The organism is Streptomyces sp. NPDC020996 (assembly GCF_040641355.1).
Lineage (GTDB): Bacteria > Actinomycetota > Actinomycetes > Streptomycetales > Streptomycetaceae > Streptomyces.
In genome coordinates, this window is the sequence record NZ_JBFADM010000008.1 from 41310 (window position 1) to 59361 (window position 18052).

Consider the following 18052-nt stretch of genomic DNA (forward strand, 5'->3'; position numbering starts at 1 on the left):
TACTCTGCCAGGGGAAGATCCCCGGCGGTGCGCGGCGCAGGTGGGCGGGCAGGCTCTAATCTCGTCCTCACAGCAGCGCCCACCACCCCAGGGGAGCTGCTCTCCGACCGCCGCTACTTTCCAGGAGTCACCACAGTGACCGACGTAACCGGCGCACCTGCTGATGCACTGCACACCCTGTTCCACTCGGACCAGGGCGGTCATGAGCAAGTCGTGCTCTGCCAGGACCGTGCCAGCGGCCTGAAGGCCGTCATCGCCATCCACTCCACCGCGCTGGGTCCCGCGCTCGGCGGCACACGGTTCTATCCGTACGCCACCGAGGCGGAGGCCGTCGCCGACGCGCTCAACCTCGCGCGCGGCATGTCGTACAAGAACGCCATGGCCGGTCTCGACCACGGCGGCGGCAAGGCCGTGATCATCGGCGACCCGGAGCGGGTCAAGACCGAGGAGCTGCTGCGGGCCTACGGCCGGTTCGTCGCCTCTCTCGGCGGGCGGTACGTCACCGCGTGCGATGTCGGCACGTACGTCGCCGACATGGACGTGGTGGCGCGCGAGTGCCGCTGGACGACCGGGCGCTCCCCGGAGAACGGCGGCGCCGGCGACTCCTCGGTGCTGACCGCGTTCGGTGTCTACCAGGGCATGCGGGCGTCCGCCCAGCACCTGTGGGGCGACCCGTCGCTGCGTGGCCGCAGGGTGGGCATCGCGGGCGTCGGCAAGGTCGGCCGTCACCTGGTGACCCACCTGCTGGACGAGGGCGCCGAGGTCGTGGTCACGGACGTGCGCGAGGACGCCGTACGGCACATCCTCGACGCGCACCCGGCGGGCGTGAGCGCGGTCGCCGACACGAACGCGCTGATCCGCGTGGAGGGCCTGGACATCTACGCCCCGTGCGCGCTGGGCGGGGCACTGAACGACGTCAGCGTGCCCGTGCTGACCGCCGCGGTGGTCTGCGGCGCCGCCAACAACCAGCTCGCCCATCCGGGCGTGGAGAAGGACCTCGCCGACCGCGGGATCCTCTACGCGCCGGACTACGTGGTGAACGCCGGCGGCGTCATCCAGGTCGCCGACGAGCTGCACGGCTTCGACTTCGACCGGTGCAAGGCGAAGGCGGCGAAGATCTTCGACACCACGCTTGCCATCTTCGCTCGTGCGAAGGAGGACGGTATTCCGCCGGCCGCGGCGGCGGACCGGATCGCCGAGCAGCGGATGGCGGAGGGCCGCCGGGGCCTCTGATCGGGGGGCGCCCGGCGGGTTTGGCCGGTACCCGCCGACGGGCACTTAGAGAGAACTCTCACGTTCGTCGGCGGGTCGGCCGCCGATAAGTGGTTAAAATCGCGGTTGACCAGCGAGGACGGGGCGCCTCGAAGGTCCTGTGCACACGCGCGGGGTGCGGGCGACGTACCGTATGTGCGTGGGCTCAGGTACCGTGGAAGCCCTACGGACCGGTCTCTCCACGGAGAGCCCGTTCCGGATCATGAACGCGTGTCAAGACTCTGGGGCCGTCGAGCCCCGTCGTTGAGGGGGTCGAGCCATGGGGCGCGGCCGGGCCAAGGCCAAGCAGACGAAGGTCGCCCGCCAGCTGAAGTACAACAGCGGTGGGACGGACCTCTCACGCCTGGCCGAGGAGCTGGGCGCATCGACGTCGAACCAGTCGCCGAACGGCGACCGTTTCGAGGACGATGAGCATGACGACGACGACCTGTACTCACGTTACGCCGACCTCTATGAGGACGACGACGAGGAGGACGAGGACAGCCAGTCCTCACAGCATCGTCGCGGCGCTTGACCTTGTACTGAGCACACCCGGTCGGTGACTCCGGTCACCGACCGGGTTCTGTGCTGCCCACAAGGCCTCAGCCCGCGTAGTCCCCGACCAGGGCGGCGCCGGTAGGGTGCTCACCCCTGTCCGTGATCTCGCCGGCGATCCAGGCGTCGACCCCGCGGTCGGCCAGCGTGGCCAGGGCCACGTCCGCCGACTCCCCGGGCACGATGGCGATCATGCCGACGCCCATGTTCAGGGTCTTCTCCAGCTCCAGGCGTTCGACCCGACCGGTCCTGCCGACCAGGTCGAAGACCGGGGCGGGGGTCCAGGTGGAGCGGTCGACGACCGCGTGCAGCCCGTCGGGGATCACGCGCGCCAGGTTGGCGGCCAGGCCGCCGCCGGTGACGTGGCTGAACGCGTGCACGTCCGCGGTGCGGATCAGGGCCAGGCAGTCCAGGGAGTAGATCTTGGTGGGCTCCAGCAGCTCCTCGCCGAGGGTGCGGCCGAACTCCTCGACGTGCGCGTTGAGCGAGAGGCCGGCCTGGTTCAGCAGCACGTGCCGGACCAGCGAGTACCCGTTCGAGTGAAGACCGGAGGCCGCCATGGCGATCACCGCGTCCCCCTTGCGGATGCGGTCCGCGCCGAGGAGCCGGTCGGCCTCCACCACGCCCGTACCGGCGCCGGCGACGTCGAAGTCGTCCTCGCCCAGCAGGCCGGGGTGTTCGGCCGTCTCACCGCCGATGAGGGCGCAGCCGGCCAGCACGCAGCCCTCCGCGATGCCCTTGACGATGGCGGCGACCCGCTCGGGGTGGACCTTGCCGACGCAGATGTAGTCGGTCATGAACAGCGGCTCGGCGCCGCACACCACGATGTCGTCCATGACCATGGCGACCAGGTCGTGGCCGATGGTGTCGTAGACGCCGACCTGGCGGGCGATGTCGACCTTCGTGCCGACGCCGTCCGTGGCGGAGGCGAGCAGGGGGCGCTCGTAGCGCTTGAGGGCGGAGGCGTCGAAGAGGCCGGCGAAGCCGCCGATGCCGCCGAGGACCTCGGGGCGCCGGGTCTTCTTCACCCACTCCTTCATCAGCTCGACGGCGCGGTCGCCCGCCTCGATGTCGACGCCCGCCGCTGCGTAGCTGGCACCAGTTGTCTCAGACATGGCGATGAGGACTTTCGTGTCGTACGGCAGGTGGAACGGGCCGTCTACGGACGGCGGATCGCGTCGGTGGCCGCGGTGGCGGCGGTCCCGGCGGCCAGCTCGGTCTCCAGCAGCTGCTTGCCGAGCAGCTCCGGGTCCGGGAGGTCCATCGGGTACTCGCCGTCGAAGCAGGCGCGGCACAGGTTCGGCTTGGCGATGGTGGTCGCCTCGATCATGCCGTCGATGGAGATGTAGGCCAGGGAGTCGGCGCCGAGGGAGGTGCCGATCTCGTCGATCGTCATGCCGTTGGCGATGAGTTCGGCGCGGGTGGCGAAGTCGATGCCGAAGAAGCAGGGCCACTTCACGGGCGGCGAGGAGATCCGGATGTGGACCTCGGCGGCGCCCGCCTCGCGGAGCATGCGCACCAGGGCCCGCTGGGTGTTGCCGCGGACGATGGAGTCGTCGACGACGACCAGCCGCTTGCCCTTGATGACTTCCTTCAGCGGGTTCAGCTTCAGCCGGATGCCGAGCTGCCGGATGGTCTGCGAGGGCTGGATGAAGGTCCGGCCGACGTAGGCGTTCTTCACCAGGCCCGCGCCGAAGGGGATGCCGGAGGCCTCCGCGTAGCCGATGGCGGCCGGGGTGCCGGACTCCGGGGTCGCTATGACCAGGTCGGCCTCGACCGGGGCCTCCTTGGCCAGCTTGCGGCCCATCTCGACCCGGGACAGGTAGACGTTCCGGCCGGCGATGTCGGTGTCCGGGCGGGCCAGGTACACGTACTCGAAGACGCAGCCCTTGGGCTTCGCATCCGCGAATCGTGAGGTGCGCAGGCCGTTCTCGTCGACGGCGACGAACTCGCCCGGCTCGATCTCGCGGACGAAGCTGGCGCCGCAGATGTCGAGGGCGGCGGTCTCCGAGGCGACGACCCAGCCGCGCTCCAGCCGGCCGAGGACCAGTGGGCGGATGCCCTGCGGGTCGCGGGCGGCGTAGAGGGTGTGCTCGTCCATGAAGACGAGCGAGAAGGCGCCCTTGACCTGCGGGAGGATGGTGTGGGCCGCCTCCTCGATGGTCAGCGGCTTGCCGTCCTCGTCGACCTGGGCCGCGAGCAGCGCGGTGAGCAGGTCGGTGTCGTTGGTGGCCGCGACGCGGGTCGAACGGCCGCTGGGGTCCTTGGGCAGGTCGGCGACCATCTCGGCGAGCTGCGCCGTGTTGACCAGGTTGCCGTTGTGGCCGAGCGCGATGGAGCCGTGCCCGGTGGCGCGGAACGTCGGCTGGGCGTTCTCCCACACGGAGGCGCCGGTGGTCGAGTAGCGGGCGTGTCCGACCGCGATGTGACCCTGGAGCGAACCGAGCGAGGTCTCGTCGAAGACCTGGGAGACCAGGCCCATGTCCTTGAAGACGAGGATCTGGGAGCCGTTGCTGACCGCGATTCCCGCGGACTCCTGGCCCCGATGCTGGAGGGCGTAGAGCCCGAAGTACGTGAGCTTTGCGACCTCTTCGCCCGGAGCCCAGACACCGAAGACGCCACACGCGTCCTGGGGGCCTTTCTCACCGGGGAGCAGATCGTGATTGAGTCGACCGTCACCACGTGGCACGCCACCGAGTGTAGGCGAGATCGACCACTGGTCCGAATTCGGGTTACTCGGCGGTAGCGGATCAGTTGTCCGCGACGGCCCGGACGGTCGTGCCGTTTTCGCTGGTCAGGGCGAGGGTGTCGTGATCGACTCGGTAGCTCACCGAGCCGTCGAAGAGGCCCAGCAGGGTCCGTTCGATGCGCATGAGTGAGGCGTCGCACATCATTCGGGTGGTGACCGGACGGCCCAGCGTGATGCCGCCGTCGCGGACGGTGGCGGTGGCGCTGACGCGGTTGCAGCCGAGCCGGCCGCCGACCCTGCCGGTGTGCCGGTCGAGGACGAGGTACGCGCGCCCGTGAGCAGGGGGCGAGGTGACGGTCCACCTGGTGCCGTACAGAGGGGTGGCCTCCGGGCCGGCGCAGGCCACCGCGAGCGGGACGAGCGCGGCGGCGGCCGCCAGCGTCATGCGCTGCTTGTGCCTGTTCATGCCGCTTTGACGGGATCTGGGAGCCGATCGGTTCCCTCACGGCATCACGACATCACGACATCAGGGGCAGCAACCCGCTCAGGTCCGCCCGTTCCCCGCTCGCGCTGAGCTCGGCCTGCTCGAGCGCGTCCCGCCACGCCACCCGGCCGGTGGCGAGCCTGATCCAGGTCAGCGGACCGGTCTCGACGACGTTGGGCGGAGTGCCGCGGGTGTGCCGGGGCCCCTCGACGCACTGCACGACGGCGTACGGCGGGATGCGCACCTCGGTCGAGCCGCCGGGCGCCTTCGCGGCGAGCGCGTCGGCGAGCAGCCGGGTGCAGGCGGCGAGGGCCTGGCGGTCGTGGGGGATGTCGAGGCCCGGCACGGCGGCGTTCAGGTCGTCGGTGTGGACGATCAGTTCGACGGTGCGGGTGACCAGGTAGTCGGCGAGGGTCATGGCGCCGGTGCGGGCGGCGAGGAGACGGTCGCCGGGGGCGGTGTCGAGGGCCTCGGCGAAGCGCTCGCCGGTGCGGGTGTAGAGGGCGTCCAGGTCGGGGTGGGCGGCGGCCAGCTCGCGGGTGCCGTCGGCGATGTCGGCGGCGCGGGTGGCGGTGGCGAAGGGCCACTCGGTGAGCGTGAGCTCCGCCTTGACCGGCTCCTCGCGTTCGAGATTGCGGCTGACGGTCTCCACGGCCATGGTCACGTGCGCGGCGAGGTCACGGACGGTCCACTCGCCGAGCCGCGTGGGACCGGCCAGCTGCTCGGGGGTGAGGGTGCGCACGGCCTGCCGTACCTTGCCGAACTGGGCGAGGACCGCGGCGCGGATCTTGACGGGGTCGTAGACGCGGGCGCGCTTCTTGGCCGGTGACATGCGGGGAGCCTAGTCGGCGGACGCGAGCCCGACGCCCGCACGGCACCGGCCGGCACGGCGGAACGGCAACGCGGTTCGGCGCCGGAGAATGCAGCGGTGCCCCGCGGCGGAGAGGACGGCAGAAGCCCACGCCGGGAGACGCAGCGGCGGCCCCACGACGGACAGGACGGCAGAAGCCCACGCCGGGAGAATTCGGCGGGCCCGCACCGTGAGGAATCGGCGCGGCCCTGCGCGCCCGGGCGGCCCGCCTGCGGGCCGGTGGCGCCGGCGTCGGACGCCGCGCCCCCGGCCCGGTCGAAGTGACCGCAGCGCTCGTCACCACGAGGGCCGCGCTGAGGGAACGCGCCGTTGTGGTGGTGGGGGACGGCCGCTGGGGCGCGCACCGGAGGACACGGCGGGGGCCGCGCCAGAAGAAGCTGCGGGGATCCCGCGCCAGAGGACCCGGCGGTGCCCCGCTCCGGCGGATGCAGCGGCCCCGCACCGGGGGACCCGGCGGCGGCCCGCGCCGGAGAGCGCGGGGCTGGCCTGCTGTCGGAGGAGGCGGCGGGGATCCCGCCCCGCAGGACCCCGCAGGGCCCCGCACCCACAGATGCAGCGCAGATGCAGCGGGACCCTGTGCCGTGGGACCCCGCCGGGGCATGCGCCGTCGGGCGCGGCGGGGGCCTGCGCGGACGGATGCAGTGGCGTCCCGCGCCAGGGGACGCAGCGAGGGCCCGACCGGGAGGACCCGGCGGGGACCCGCGCCGGAGAGCGCGGCGCTGGCCTGCTGTCGGAAGACGCGGCGGGGATCCCGCCCCGCAGGACCCCGCAGGGCCCCGCACCCACAGATGCAGCGCAGATGCAGCGGGACCCTGTGCCGTGGGACCCCACCGGGCATGCGCCGGCGGATGCAGTGAGGCCACGCGCCAAGGACCCGGCGGAGACGCGTGCCGTAGGACCCGGCGGAGGCCCGTGCCGACCCGGCGAGGGACCGTGCCGTAGGACCTGGCGAGGGACCGTGCCGTAGGACGCGGCGGGGGCCCGTGCCAGGGGCGGAGCCGGGTGTTCGTGCCGGCGGGCGGGGCAATCCGGGCCCGGATGGCGAAGGGCCCCGCCCGGGACTTCGGCTGAGGTCCTGGTGGGCGGGGCCTTCGTCGACGGGATCAGGCGAGCAGCGCCGGGATGGTGGCCTCGTGTGCCTCGCGCAGCTCGCTCAGGGACAGTTCGAAGACGCCCTGGAGCTCGACCGTGTCACCGTCCACGACACCGATGCGGGTGGCCGGCAGGCCGCGCGCGCCGCACATGTCGTTGAAGCGGACCTCCTCCGAGCGCGGCACGGCGACGATCGCGCGCCCCGCCGACTCCGAGAAGCAGAGGGTGAACGCGTCCAGCCCGTCCGGCACGACCAGCCGTGCGCCCTTGCCGCCGAGCAGCGCCGACTCCACGACCGCCTGGATCAGGCCGCCGTCGGACAGGTCGTGCGCGGAGTCGATCATGCCGTCGCGGGAGGCGGAGATCAGGATCTCGGCCAGCAGCTTCTCCCGCTCCAGGTCGACCTTCGGGGGCAGGCCGCCGAGGTGGTCGTGGATCACCTGCGACCAGGCCGAGCCGCTGAACTCCTCGCGCGTGTCGCCGAGGAGGTACAGCAGCTGGCCCTCCTCCTGGAAGGCGACCGGGGTGCGGCGGGCGACGTCGTCGATGACGCCGAGGACCGCGACCACCGGGGTGGGGTGGATGGCGGCCTCGCCGGTCTGGTTGTAGAGCGAGACGTTGCCGCCGGTGACCGGGGTGCCGAGCTGCAGGCAGCCGTCGGCGAGACCGCGCACGGCCTCGGCGAACTGCCACATCACCGCCGGGTCCTCGGGCGAGCCGAAGTTCAGGCAGTCGGAGACCGCGAGGGGCTTGGCGCCGGTGGTCGCCACGTTCCGGTAGGCCTCGGCGAGGGCCAGCTGCGCGCCCGTGTACGGGTCGAGCTTGGCGTACCGGCCGTTGCCGTCGGTCGCGATGGCGACACCGAGGCCGGTGGCCTCGTCGACGCGGATCATGCCGGAGTCCTCGGGCTGGGCGAGGACGGTGTTGCCCTGCACGAAGTGGTCGTACTGCGAGGTGATCCACTTCTTGGACGCCTGGTTGGGGGAGGCCACCAGCTTCAGGACCTGGTCCTTCAGCTCCTCGCCCGTCGACGGCCGGGGCAGCTTGTTCGCGTCGTCGGCCTGGAGCTCGTCCTGCCAGGACGGGCGGGCGTACGGGCGCTCGTAGACCGGGCCCTCGTGGGCGACCGTCCGCGGGTCGACGTCGACGATCTTGCCGCCGTGCCAGTAGATCTCCAGGCGGTCGCCGTCGGTCACCTCGCCGATGACGGTGGCGATGACGTCCCACTTGTCGCAGATCTCCAGGAACCGGTCGACCTTCTCCGGCTCCACGACCGCGCACATGCGTTCCTGCGACTCGCTCATGAGGATCTCCTCGGGCGAGAGAGTCGAGTCGCGCAGGGGTACGTCGTCCAGGGTCACGCGCATGCCGCCGGAGCCGTTGGAGGCGAGCTCGGAGGTCGCGCAGGACAGGCCGGCCGCGCCGAGGTCCTGGATGCCGACGACCAGCTTCTCCTTGAAGGCCTCCAGGGTGCACTCGATGAGCAGCTTCTCCTGGAAGGGGTCGCCGACCTGGACCGCGGGGCGCTTGGACGGCTTGGCGTCGTCGAAGGTCTCGCTGGCCAGGATCGAGGCGCCGCCGATGCCGTCGCCGCCGGTCCGGGCGCCGTACAGGATGACCTTGTTGCCCGCGCCGGACGCCTTGGCGAGGTGGATGTCCTCGTGCCGCATCACGCCGATGGCGCCCGCGTTGACCAGCGGGTTGCCCTGGTAGCAGGCGTCGAAGACGACCTCGCCGCCGATGTTGGGCAGGCCGAGGCAGTTGCCGTAGCCGCCGATGCCGGCGACCACGCCGGGCAGGACGCGCTTGGTGTCGGGGTGGTCCGCGGCGCCGAACCGCAGCGGGTCGACGACCGCGACCGGGCGGGCGCCCATCGCGATGATGTCGCGCACGATGCCGCCGACGCCGGTGGCCGCGCCCTGGTAGGGCTCCACGTAGGAGGGGTGGTTGTGCGACTCGACCTTGAAGGTGACCGCGTAGCCCTGGCCGACGTCGACGACGCCCGCGTTCTCGCCGATGCCGACGAGGAGGGCGTCGGACTGGGGGGCCTTCTCGCCGAACTGGCGGAGGTGCACCTTCGAGGACTTGTAGCTGCAGTGCTCGGACCACATGACGGAGTACATGGCGAGCTCGGCGCCGGTGGGCCGGCGGCCGAGGATCTCCACGATCCGCTCGTACTCGTCCTTCTTCAGGCCGAGTTCGGCCCAGGGCAGCTCGACGTCGGGGGTCGCGGCCGCGTGCTCGACCGTGTCCAGAGGCGTCCTGCTCATGCGGTGACCAGCTTCTTGAGGATCGAGGTGAAGAAGGGAAGGCCGTCGGTGCGGCCGGTGCCGATCAGCGGCTCGACGGCGTGCTCGGGGTGCGGCATGAGGCCGACGACGTTCCCGGCCTCGTTGCTGATGCCGGCGATGTCCCGGAGCGAGCCGTTCGGGTTGAAGTCGAGGTAGCGGAAGGCGACCCGCCCCTCGGCCTCCAGCTTGTCGAGGGTGTACTCGTCGGCGACGTACCGGCCGTCCATGTTCTTCAGCGGGATGTGGATCTCCTGGCCCTGCTCGTAGTCGCTGGTCCAGGAGGTGCCCGCGTTCTCCACCCGCAGCTTCTGGTCGCGGCAGATGAAGTGCAGGTGGTCGTTGCCGAGCATGGCGCCGGGCAGCAGGTGGGCCTCGGTGAGGATCTGGAAGCCGTTGCAGATGCCGAGGACCGGCAGTCCGGCCTTCGCCTGCTCGATGAGGGGCTCCATCACCGGGGAGAAACGGGCGATCGCGCCGGCCCGCAGATAGTCGCCGTAGGAGAAGCCTCCGCACAGCACGACGGCGTCGACCTGGTGGAGGTTCTTGTCCTTGTGCCACAGGGCGACCGGTTCGGCGCCCGCGAGTCGGATCGCGCGCTGCGTGTCCCGGTCGTCGAGGCTGCCCGGGAAAGTGACGACGCCAATACGAGCGGTCACTTCGCGGCCTCCGCGACTTCCTCCACCTTGACGGTGAAGTCCTCGATCACGGTGTTGGCGAGGAAGGATTCCGCAAGATCGTGGATACGGGCGAGCGCGGCCTCGTCGACCGGCCCGTCAACTTCCAGTTCGAATCGCTTTCCCTGACGTACGTCCGAGATGCCGTCGAAACCCAGGCGCGGCAGCGCACGCTGGACCGCCTGGCCCTGGGGGTCGAGGATCTCCGGCTTGAGCATGACGTCGACTACGACGCGTGCCACTGGCACTCCCGGTGTGTGGTGCTGAGCAGGTCCCTTCAGACTACCCGCACAAAATTTCTACGCGAGTAGAGTTGTAGGAAACTACGTGACGGCAGTCACTGTCCCGTCCCCGAGGGGCTCCCGCCGCGAAAAGTTCACGGAAAGATCCCGGATCGACGCCCGCCTCCCTATTGCGCCGGGACACGCGGGAAGATTTAGTCGGGCTTCCCAATGCATTGCCGGGCACTGTACAAATGAAATACCAATAGCCGATACTTTGCCCATTAACTGGCGGACAGTCGACACCCGGGCGACGTCGTGGCACGTCATCGCAGATACAGGTGTCGCACGAAGGGACCGATATTCGTGGCGCAGAAGGTCGTGGTCACTCTCTTTGACGACATCGACGGCTCGGAAGCGGCGGAGACGATCGCCTTCGGACTCGACGGCAAGTCGTACGAGATCGACCTGAACCAAGCCAACGCCGAAAAACTGCGCACGGCCCTCGAGCCGTACGTGGCGGCCGGACGCAAGCGGTCGAAGTCCGGCAAGGCGTACCGGGAGACCGAGGTCGCTCCCGACCCGGCGGCCGTCCGGGCCTGGGCCCAGGCCCACAAGATGGACGTCCCGGCCCGCGGCCGTATCCCCAAGAAGGTCTACGAGGCGTTCAGCGCCGCGCAGTGACGCCGGCCGACGGCCGGTCACCGGCCCCTCGGCGGAACCGACTTGCGTTCCACCCCTCCTGATCAGCTAGAGTCTGGAGCACGCCGAGGGGCGAGGCCGAAAGGCCGGACCCACTCAGTCACGCGGGTGTAGTTCAGTAGCAGAACATCCCCCTTCCAGGGGGAAGGCGCAGTGTGCAATTCCTGTCACCCGCTCTGCACCGCCGGTCCTGAGCACTCTTGTGGATCAGGTAGGCTGGTGCTCGCGCCGATCGGTGGGAGCCGGTCGGAGGCATGCGGACGTAGCTCAGTTGGTAGAGCGCAACCTTGCCAAGGTTGAGGTCGCGAGTTCGAGCCTCGTCGTCCGCTCCAGGGAAGCCCCGGTCACCATGACCGGGGTCTTTTCGTATGCGCGAACGCGGGCCCTGCGCCGTCTGACATTTGTCATGCCGAGTGATGACACCGCGCACTGCTGCCCGGCCCCGGCAGCCGGGACGCTGAATCCATGGACCGGACGGACCACATGGACAGCGCGGACAGCGCGGACAGCGCGGACAGCGCGGACAGCGCGGACAGCGCGGAGGGCATGCACCGGATGCACCGGATGCACCGCATGGACGGCGACGGACACGAGCACGTGATCGAGGTCACCGACCTGCGGCGGGTGTACGGGGGCGGATTCGAGGCGGTGCGCGGGATCAGCTTCTCCGTGGCCCGTGGGGAGGTTTTCGCGCTGCTCGGCACCAACGGCGCGGGCAAGACCTCGACGGTCGAACTCCTGGAGGGGCTCGCGGCACCGGCCGGTGGCCGGGTCCGGGTGCTCGGACGCGACCCCTTCCGGGAGCGGGCCGCCGTCCGCCCGCGCACCGGCGTGATGCTCCAGGAGGGCGGCTTCCCCGCCGAGCTCACCGTCGCCGAGACCGCGCGGATGTGGGCGGGGTGCACGAGCGGGGCACGGCCCGAGGGGGAGGCGCTGGAACTGGTCGGGCTCGGCGGGCGGGCCGGGGTGCGGGTGAAGCAGCTGTCCGGGGGTGAACGGCGGCGACTGGACCTCGCGCTGGCCCTCCTCGGCGAACCCGAGGTGCTGTTCCTGGACGAACCGACGACCGGCCTGGACGTCGAAGGACGCCGCGCCACCTGGGATTTGGCACGGGCGCTGCGCGACGACGGCACCACCGTGCTGCTGACCACGCACTACCTGGAGGAGGCCGAGGGCCTCGCCGACCGGCTCGCGATCCTGCACGAGGGGCGCATCGCGGCCGCCGGGACACCCGCCGAGGTGACCGCCGGCCGGCCCTCGCGGATCTCCTTCGGCCTGCCCCCGGGTTACTTCCTCGGAGACCTGCCCCCGCTCGCCGAACTGCGGGTGTGCGGACACGAGATGACCGGCAGGACCGTACGGTTGCACACCCGCGAACCGCAGCGGACGGCGACCGCGCTGCTGGTGTGGGCCGAGCGGGCCGGGGTGGAACTGCGCCGGCTGGACATGCGGCCGGCCTCGCTGGAGGAGGCGTTCCTCGGGATCACGCGGGAGGCGGCGGCATGAGCGGCCCGGCCCCCACCCCGGTCATCCGGCGGCTGCGTGCCCTGGGCCGCGCCGAACTCACCCTGCTCGGCCGCAACCGCGGGGCAGTGACCACGGCGCTGCTCGTACCGCTCGCGCTGCCGTTCAGCGTGCGTCCGGCGATCGACCGGATGGACGTCGAGGCCGCGGGGCTGACCGCCGGCACGGTGATGCTGACCGCCGCGATCGGCTTCTCCCTCCTCTTCGCCGTGTACACCTCCCTGGTCAGTGCCTTCGTCGCCCGCCGCGAGGAACTGGTCCTCAAACGGCTGCGCACCGGCGAACTCGGCGACGCCGAGATCCTCACCGGCACCGCCCTGCCCGCGGCCGGCGTCGGCCTCGCCCAGTCGCTGCTGCTGGCCGCGGGCTGCGCGGTGCTCCTGAACACCGGGGCACCCGAGGCGCCGTACCTGACGGTCCTGGGGCTGCTGCTGGGCCTGGTGCTGTGCGCCGCGCTCGCGGCCCTCACCGCCTCCTTCACCAGGACCGTCGAGAGCGCCCAGGTGACCGCGCTGCCGCTGGTGTTCGTCTCCATGACGGGCTCGGGGATCGCGATCCCGACGGAGGTCATGCCCGACCGCCTCGCCTCCGTCTGCGAACTCCTTCCGCTGTCCCCCGCGATCCGGCTGGTCCGGGCCGGCTGGACCGGCGAACTGAGCGGCTACCAGGCGCTGGGCGCCCTGGTGACCGCGCTGGCCTGGGCCGTCCTGGCGGTGTTTGCTGTACGGCGGTGGTTCCGCTGGGAACCGCGGCGGTGACCTACGGGGGACGGGACATGGCGGAGACGGGGGGCACGGGCAGGCCCGCGGGCTGGTGGCGGCGCAAGAGCACTCCGGAGAAGGTCGAGACGTACACGCGCTGGTCGTTCCACCTCTTCGGCGTGATCGAGGTCGCGGCGTTCGGACTGCCGGTGTTCGGGCAGGTGCGCCCGGGTCTCGCGGGCTGGTCGACGGCCGTGGTCACCGTCCACGCGGTGACTGGTTGCCTGACCGCCTCGCGGGCGCTGGACTGGAGCCGCGGCCGGCGCGGCCGGCCGACGCGGCTGTTGTGGGTGCTCGGCACGCTCACGTCCGCCCTCGCGGTCGTCGCGCTCGCGCTGAAGGAGTACGAGCCCGCGGGCCCCGGCACGGCCAACGCCGCCGCCACGGTCTGTGGGGTCGTCCTGGCCTTCGGCGCGGGCACCATGGCGCTGGGTGCGCGCAGGCGGCGGCGCGGGTTCGCGATCGTGGCCGGATTCGCGTCCGGCGCGGGCGCGGCGGCGTTCGCGTTCGGCACGCCCTGGGCCGCTGTGCTGGTCTTGACGTCCATGGTGCTCATCGGCGCCGGGTCCATCGCCGCCACCTGCCTCTTCTCCGTCTGGCTGCTGGACGCCGTGTACGAACTCGACGCCGCCCGCGAGACCCGGGCCCGGCTCGCGGTCGCCGAGGAGCGGCTGCGGTTCGGGCGGGACCTGCACGACGTGCTGGGGCGGAACCTTTCCGTCATCTCGCTGAAGAGCGAACTCGCCGTGCAACTGGCCCGGCGCGGGCGGCCGGAGGCGGCGGAGCAGATGATCGAGGTGCAGCGCATCGCACAGGAGTCCCAGCGGGAGGTGCGGGAGGTGGTACGCGGTTACCGGGAGGCCGATCTCGGCGTGGAACTCCTCGGCGCCCAGGGCGTTCTGACGGCGGCCGGGATCGACTGCCAGGTCGCCGCGGACACCGCCGGGCTGCCCGCCGACGTGCAGTCCGCGCTCGGCTGGGTGGTGCGCGAGGCGACGACGAACGTGCTGCGCCACGGGGACGCGGGGCGATGCTCGGTGGCGCTGCGGATGCGGGAGGCGTCCGTGGTGCTGACGGTCGAGAACGACGGAGTCGCCGGACCCGGCGGGAATGGCGGCTCGGGGCTCGCCGGGCTGCGGGAACGGCTGGCGGCGGTGGGCGGAAAGCTGGAGGCGGGGCCTGTGGGTGCGGACGGGTTCAGGGTGGTGGCCGAGGTGCCGTTGACGCCTGTGACTGCTGTGGCCTCTGGAGCCGCTGAAGCCGCTGGAGCCGCTGGAGCCTCCGGACCTGTGAGCGGGGTCGTGTCATGAGTACTCCGGTACGCCTGCTGCTCGCCGACGACGAGCATCTGATCCGGGGCGCCCTGGCCGCGCTGCTCGCGCTGGAGGACGACCTCCTGGTCGTCGCGGAGGCGGCCACCGGCCCGGAGGCGCTGGCGATGGCACGGGCTCACGCGCCCGATGTGGCGGTCCTGGATCTGCAGATGCCCGGCGCCGACGGTGTGAAGGTCGCCACAGCTCTGCGCGCCGAGCTGCCCGGCTGCCAGGTGCTGATCGTCACCGGCCACGGGCGCCCCGGGCATCTGAAGCGGGCCCTTGCGGCGGGTGTTCGGGGATTCGTGCCGAAGACGGTCAGTGCGCAGCGGCTCGCGGAGATCATCCGTACCGTGCACGCCGGGAACCGCTATGTCGACCCGGAGTTGGCGGCCGACGCGATCTCCGCCGGGGACTCGCCGCTGACCGTACGGGAGGCGGAGGTGCTGGAGCTGGCCGCCGACGGGGCGCCGGTCGCGGAGATCGCCGAACGGGCCGCGCTGTCGCCGGGCACCGTGCGGAACTACCTCTCCTCGGCCGCGACGAAGCTCGGGGCGGAGAACCGGCACACGGCGGTGCGTCTCGCCCGGGAGCGCGGTTGGGTATAGTTGCTCTCGCGCCACGGCGCAACGCGGACGTAGCTCAGTTGGTAGAGCGCAACCTTGCCAAGGTTGAGGTCGCGAGTTCGAGCCTCGTCGTCCGCTCCAGGAAAAGGCCCCCGGTTCCCCGGGGGCCTTTCGCGTCAGGTCCGGCTCGTGCCGGTCAGGCGCTCGTCCAGCTCATGCCCGTGAGGCGCTCGTACGCCTCGACGTACTTGGCGCGGGTCGCGTCCACGATGTGCTGCGGCAGCGCGGGCGGCGGCTGCTCGCTCCGGCGGTCCCAGCCCGACTCCGGCGAGGTCAGCCAGTCGCGCACGAACTGCTTGTCGTACGACACCTGCGAGCGGCCCGGCTGCCACTGGTCGGCCGGCCAGAACCGCGAGGAGTCCGGGGTGAGGACCTCGTCGGCGATGACGAGGGTCTCGCCCTCGTAGCCGAACTCGAACTTGGTGTCCGCCAGGATGATCCCGCGGTCGCGGGCGATGTCGCGGGCGCGGGAGTACACCGCGAGGGTCACCTGACGCAGCTGCGCGGCGGTGTCCGCGCCGACCTGCCGGGCGACCTCCTCGTAGGAGACGTTCTCGTCGTGGTCGCCGACCGCCGCCTTGGTGGCCGGGGTGAAGATCGGGGCGGGCAGCTCGCTGCCGTCGACCAGGCCCTCGGGGAGGGCGAGGCCGCAGACCGTGCGGGACTCGTCGTACTCGGCGAGGCCCGAGCCGGTGAGGTAGCCGCGGGCCACGCACTCCACCGGGACCATCTGCAGCGACTTGCAGACCAGGGTGCGGCCCGCCCAGTCGGCGGGTGCTCCGGCGGGCAGTTCGGTGCTCAGGACGTGGTTGGGGACCAGGTCGGCGAGCTGGTCGAACCACCACAGGGACAGCTGGGTGAGGATGCGGCCCTTGTCGGGGATCTCCGTGGGCAGCACCCAGTCGTAGGCGGACGTACGGTCGCTGGCGACCATCACGAGGTCGCCGGCCTCGTTCTGGTACAGGTCGCGCACCTTTCCGGTGTGCAGGTGCACCAGGCCCGGCACCTGAAGGGGCTCGGGCTTCTCGACGAATCCGGACACGGTTCCTCCCCGTGGTGATGTCCAATGGCTCGATTCTCCCGTACGCCGGAGATCGGTCCTGGCGGGGGTCGGTGGAGCGAAGCTCAGTCACGTTTGCAGATGCGGTCCAGGAGGTTGGCGGTGGCGCGCTGGACGCGCCCGTCGACGTGGCCCGGACGGTCCAGGGCCGGGGACCAGGCGTACGTCCCGGACGCGAACACCAGCGCACCGGACGGAGCCCGGTACAGAGACGTCTCCTGGTGGCGCGGGACGCCGTCGCCGTCGGTGTACGGGGAGTGGGCGAGCAGGATCCGTTCGTCGTGCTCGGGCAGCGGGGTGCGCGGGAAGTAGCGGTCCGCCTCCCCCGCGACCAGGCCCTCGATCGCGTCGCCCTCGCCCGCGCCGGTCGCCTCCCACAGCCAGTGGCCGGCGTTGCGGACGATCAGGGGATGCGGTTCGGGGACCCGGCCCGCGTACTGGATGCCGACGAGCTGCTGCTCCGGGCGGTCGGTCTCGCGCCAGAGCGCGGGCCTGCCCGGGCCTCTGCGCTTGCGGCAGGTCAGCAGCCGGTCGGGGACGCCGGACGGGGACGGGCCCAGCTCGGCCTGCCAGTACAGGGTGCCCGCGGAGAGGAAGACGAGCGAGGTGCCGTGGTCGCGGGCGCGTTCGACGGTGCTGCGCATGGCGGCCGACCAGTACTCGTCGTGGCCGGGGAAGACCAGGCCGCGGTAGCGGGTCGGGTCGATGTACCCGGAGTGCAGGTCACGGGCGTCGGCGTAGGCGAGGTCGTAGCCGTGGCGCTCGGCGAAGCGGATGACGTCGTAGGCGTGTCCGGCGTGCAGCGGAAGGCCGGCGCCGGCGTACGGGCGGTCGAAGGAGACGGTGGTGGCGGCGTGGTCCTCGCCCAGCAGGCGGCCCTGCCCGTCCCAGGCGTGGTGCAGGCTGGCGCCGGTGCGGCCGTCGTGCGGGTAGAGGTTGTAGGCCTGCCAGGTGATGTCGGGCAGCAGCATGAGCAGGTCCGCCGGCTGGTCGTCGCGCACGGTGAAGGGGATGTGCGAGCGGTAGCCGTCGGCCGTGGTGAGCACGGCCACATACGCGCCGACGTGCCAGTGCGGCGGGATCTGCAGGCGCCAGGACAGCCACCAGTGGTGGCAGGAGACCGTGCGGTCCGCGGCCAGCGGCGGGGGCTGCACGATGCCGGACAGCCGGGGACTCGCGGTGATCTTGACGGCGCCGTCGCCGCCGTAGTGACCGATGCGGTAGATGTCGACGCCGAACTCCTGGGGCGGGTCTACGGTCACGTGGAAGTCGACGGCCTCGCCGGGGGCGACCGCGCCGGTGGAGGCGAAACCCTTGATCTGACCGTGCACGTCGTCGGCGGCGCGGGGGCCGCCGGTGCCCGTCCTCGGCGCGGGGACACGGGGGGTGCCGCCGGGCGGTCGCCGGGTGCCCGGGTCGGTCAACCGGGGCGCGAGCTGCGCGGTGTCTTCGGCGTACGTCTCGGTGCCGCACAGCCAGGGGACGGGGCTCGGTCCGAAGGCGCCGGTCACGGCGTGCGTCGGCGCTCCGGGCGGCCGACGGCGGATCTGCTCGGACGCCATGGTCGCTCCCCTCCCTCGTGTGCCTCGTGTGCGTTGCGTGCGTTGCGTGCGTTGTGCGCTTTGTGTCACTCGTGCGCCTCGCGCCTGGGTGGTGGCGAGGCGCCCTGTGAACGGTCATGCGTGCGTCGCAAGCCCATGTCATGGGCGCGGGCGGTCTCAGCACATCACATTACGCACGCGGACTGTCACTGTTCGTTGCGAATCGACCCAAAGTGGAAGCGGGGGCTCCGGCCGGGTGAGCCATCGGGTGAGCCATCGGTTGAGCCATCGGGTGACCCGCCGGACGCGCCGCCGGGTGCGCCGGGCGGGTGCGGCGGGCGGGTGCGCCGGGCGCGGTGCTGTGTCGGCAGGGCAGGACGTCGTGCTCACGGATCGG

15 protein-coding genes, 3 tRNA genes and 1 pseudogene are annotated in these 18052 nt (G+C 71.7%); 10 read left to right on the top strand and 9 right to left on the bottom strand.

Annotated elements, in window-relative coordinates; translation table 11 throughout:
- Positions 1–135: 135 nt before the first annotated feature.
- On the top strand, positions 136–1233 hold the full coding sequence (locus AB0G63_RS08425; protein WP_360746260.1) for a Glu/Leu/Phe/Val dehydrogenase dimerization domain-containing protein: 1098 nt from the start codon (positions 136–138) through the stop codon (positions 1231–1233).
- Positions 1234–1531: 298 nt separating this feature from the next.
- Entirely contained in the window at positions 1532–1786 is a 255-nt protein-coding gene (locus tag AB0G63_RS08430) for a DUF3073 domain-containing protein (protein ID WP_324783065.1), read from the top strand.
- Positions 1787–1853: 67 nt separating this feature from the next.
- On the opposite strand, the gene purM is transcribed toward AB0G63_RS08430, so the two are convergent.
- The 7 genes and pseudogenes from purM to purS all read right to left on the bottom strand — a co-directional run bounded on the left by purM (position 1854) and on the right by purS (position 10149).
- Complete coding sequence (gene purM, locus AB0G63_RS08435) at positions 1854–2921, bottom strand: phosphoribosylformylglycinamidine cyclo-ligase (RefSeq protein ID WP_360746263.1); 1068 nt, start codon at positions 2919–2921, stop codon at positions 1854–1856.
- Positions 2922–2965: 44 nt separating this feature from the next.
- Positions 2966–4495 carry an amidophosphoribosyltransferase gene (purF, locus tag AB0G63_RS08440; protein WP_360746266.1) on the bottom strand — a complete coding sequence of 510 codons (1530 nt, stop codon included), beginning with the start codon at positions 4493–4495 and terminating at the stop codon, positions 2966–2968.
- A gap of 61 nt (positions 4496–4556) precedes the next feature.
- Positions 4557–4883 (bottom strand): annotated as a pseudogene (locus AB0G63_RS08445) (META domain-containing protein); the annotation flags it as partial.
- A gap of 130 nt (positions 4884–5013) precedes the next feature.
- Positions 5014–5811, bottom strand: a complete 798-nt coding sequence (locus AB0G63_RS08450) for a sterol carrier family protein (RefSeq protein ID WP_360746269.1) — start codon at positions 5809–5811, stop codon at positions 5014–5016.
- 1142 nt (positions 5812–6953) lie between these two features.
- Complete coding sequence (gene purL, locus AB0G63_RS08455) at positions 6954–9212, bottom strand: phosphoribosylformylglycinamidine synthase subunit PurL (protein ID WP_360746272.1); 2259 nt, start codon at positions 9210–9212, stop codon at positions 6954–6956.
- A complete protein-coding gene (purQ, locus tag AB0G63_RS08460) occupies positions 9209–9889 on the bottom strand; it encodes a phosphoribosylformylglycinamidine synthase subunit PurQ (protein ID WP_360746275.1) in 681 nt (226 codons plus the stop codon). The genes purL and purQ overlap by 4 nt, the downstream gene beginning before the upstream one ends.
- Entirely contained in the window at positions 9886–10149 is a 264-nt protein-coding gene (gene purS, locus AB0G63_RS08465; RefSeq protein WP_007383088.1) for a phosphoribosylformylglycinamidine synthase subunit PurS, read from the bottom strand. Before purS ends, purQ begins: the two co-directional genes overlap by 4 nt.
- 345 nt (positions 10150–10494) lie before the next feature.
- On the opposite strand from purS, the gene AB0G63_RS08470 reads away from it, so the two are divergent.
- The 8 genes from AB0G63_RS08470 (at position 10495) to AB0G63_RS08505 (ending at position 15135) form a co-directional block, all read left to right on the top strand.
- Complete coding sequence (locus AB0G63_RS08470) at positions 10495–10812, top strand: Lsr2 family protein (protein WP_324783071.1); 318 nt, start codon at positions 10495–10497, stop codon at positions 10810–10812.
- A gap of 122 nt (positions 10813–10934) precedes the next feature.
- Positions 10935–11006, top strand: a tRNA-Gly gene (locus AB0G63_RS08475).
- Positions 11007–11086: 80 nt separating this feature from the next.
- Positions 11087–11162 (top strand) — tRNA-Gly (locus AB0G63_RS08480).
- Between the two features lie 241 nt (positions 11163–11403).
- Positions 11404–12336 carry an ABC transporter ATP-binding protein gene (locus tag AB0G63_RS08485; protein ID WP_360746581.1) on the top strand — a complete coding sequence of 311 codons (933 nt, stop codon included), beginning with the start codon at positions 11404–11406 and terminating at the stop codon, positions 12334–12336.
- Complete coding sequence (locus AB0G63_RS08490; protein WP_360746279.1) at positions 12333–13112, top strand: ABC transporter permease; 780 nt, start codon at positions 12333–12335, stop codon at positions 13110–13112. The genes AB0G63_RS08485 and AB0G63_RS08490 overlap by 4 nt, the downstream gene beginning before the upstream one ends.
- A 17-nt stretch (positions 13113–13129) precedes the next feature.
- On the top strand, positions 13130–14425 hold the full coding sequence (locus AB0G63_RS08495) for a histidine kinase (RefSeq protein WP_360746282.1): 1296 nt from the start codon (positions 13130–13132) through the stop codon (positions 14423–14425).
- Entirely contained in the window at positions 14422–15036 is a 615-nt protein-coding gene (locus AB0G63_RS08500) for a response regulator transcription factor (RefSeq protein ID WP_360746285.1), read from the top strand. The genes AB0G63_RS08495 and AB0G63_RS08500 overlap by 4 nt, the downstream gene beginning before the upstream one ends.
- Positions 15037–15059: 23 nt before the next feature.
- A tRNA-Gly gene (locus AB0G63_RS08505) sits at positions 15060–15135 on the top strand.
- Between the two features lie 55 nt (positions 15136–15190).
- Here AB0G63_RS08505 and AB0G63_RS08510 read toward each other — a convergent pair.
- Both AB0G63_RS08510 and AB0G63_RS08515 read right to left on the bottom strand, forming a co-directional pair.
- On the bottom strand, positions 15191–16096 hold the full coding sequence (locus tag AB0G63_RS08510) for a phosphoribosylaminoimidazolesuccinocarboxamide synthase (RefSeq protein ID WP_360746288.1): 906 nt from the start codon (positions 16094–16096) through the stop codon (positions 15191–15193).
- 83 nt (positions 16097–16179) lie between these two features.
- Complete coding sequence (locus AB0G63_RS08515) at positions 16180–17676, bottom strand: N,N-dimethylformamidase beta subunit family domain-containing protein (protein ID WP_360746291.1); 1497 nt, start codon at positions 17674–17676, stop codon at positions 16180–16182.
- Positions 17677–18052: the final 376 nt, after the last annotated feature.

Coding starts and splice junctions, on each gene's coding strand:
- AB0G63_RS08430 (WP_324783065.1), top strand. CDS start 1,532: ATGGGGCGCGGCCGGGCCAAGGCCAAGCAGACGAAGGTCGCCCGCCAG.
- purM (WP_360746263.1), bottom strand. CDS start 2,921: ATGTCTGAGACAACTGGTGCCAGCTACGCAGCGGCGGGCGTCGACATC.
- AB0G63_RS08450 (WP_360746269.1), bottom strand. CDS start 5,811: ATGTCACCGGCCAAGAAGCGCGCCCGCGTCTACGACCCCGTCAAGATC.
- purL (WP_360746272.1), bottom strand. CDS start 9,212: ATGAGCAGGACGCCTCTGGACACGGTCGAGCACGCGGCCGCGACCCCC.
- AB0G63_RS08485 (WP_360746581.1), top strand. CDS start 11,404: ATGGACGGCGACGGACACGAGCACGTGATCGAGGTCACCGACCTGCGG.
- AB0G63_RS08490 (WP_360746279.1), top strand. CDS start 12,333: ATGAGCGGCCCGGCCCCCACCCCGGTCATCCGGCGGCTGCGTGCCCTG.
- AB0G63_RS08495 (WP_360746282.1), top strand. CDS start 13,130: ATGGCGGAGACGGGGGGCACGGGCAGGCCCGCGGGCTGGTGGCGGCGC.
- AB0G63_RS08500 (WP_360746285.1), top strand. CDS start 14,422: ATGAGTACTCCGGTACGCCTGCTGCTCGCCGACGACGAGCATCTGATC.
- AB0G63_RS08515 (WP_360746291.1), bottom strand. CDS start 17,676: ATGGCGTCCGAGCAGATCCGCCGTCGGCCGCCCGGAGCGCCGACGCAC.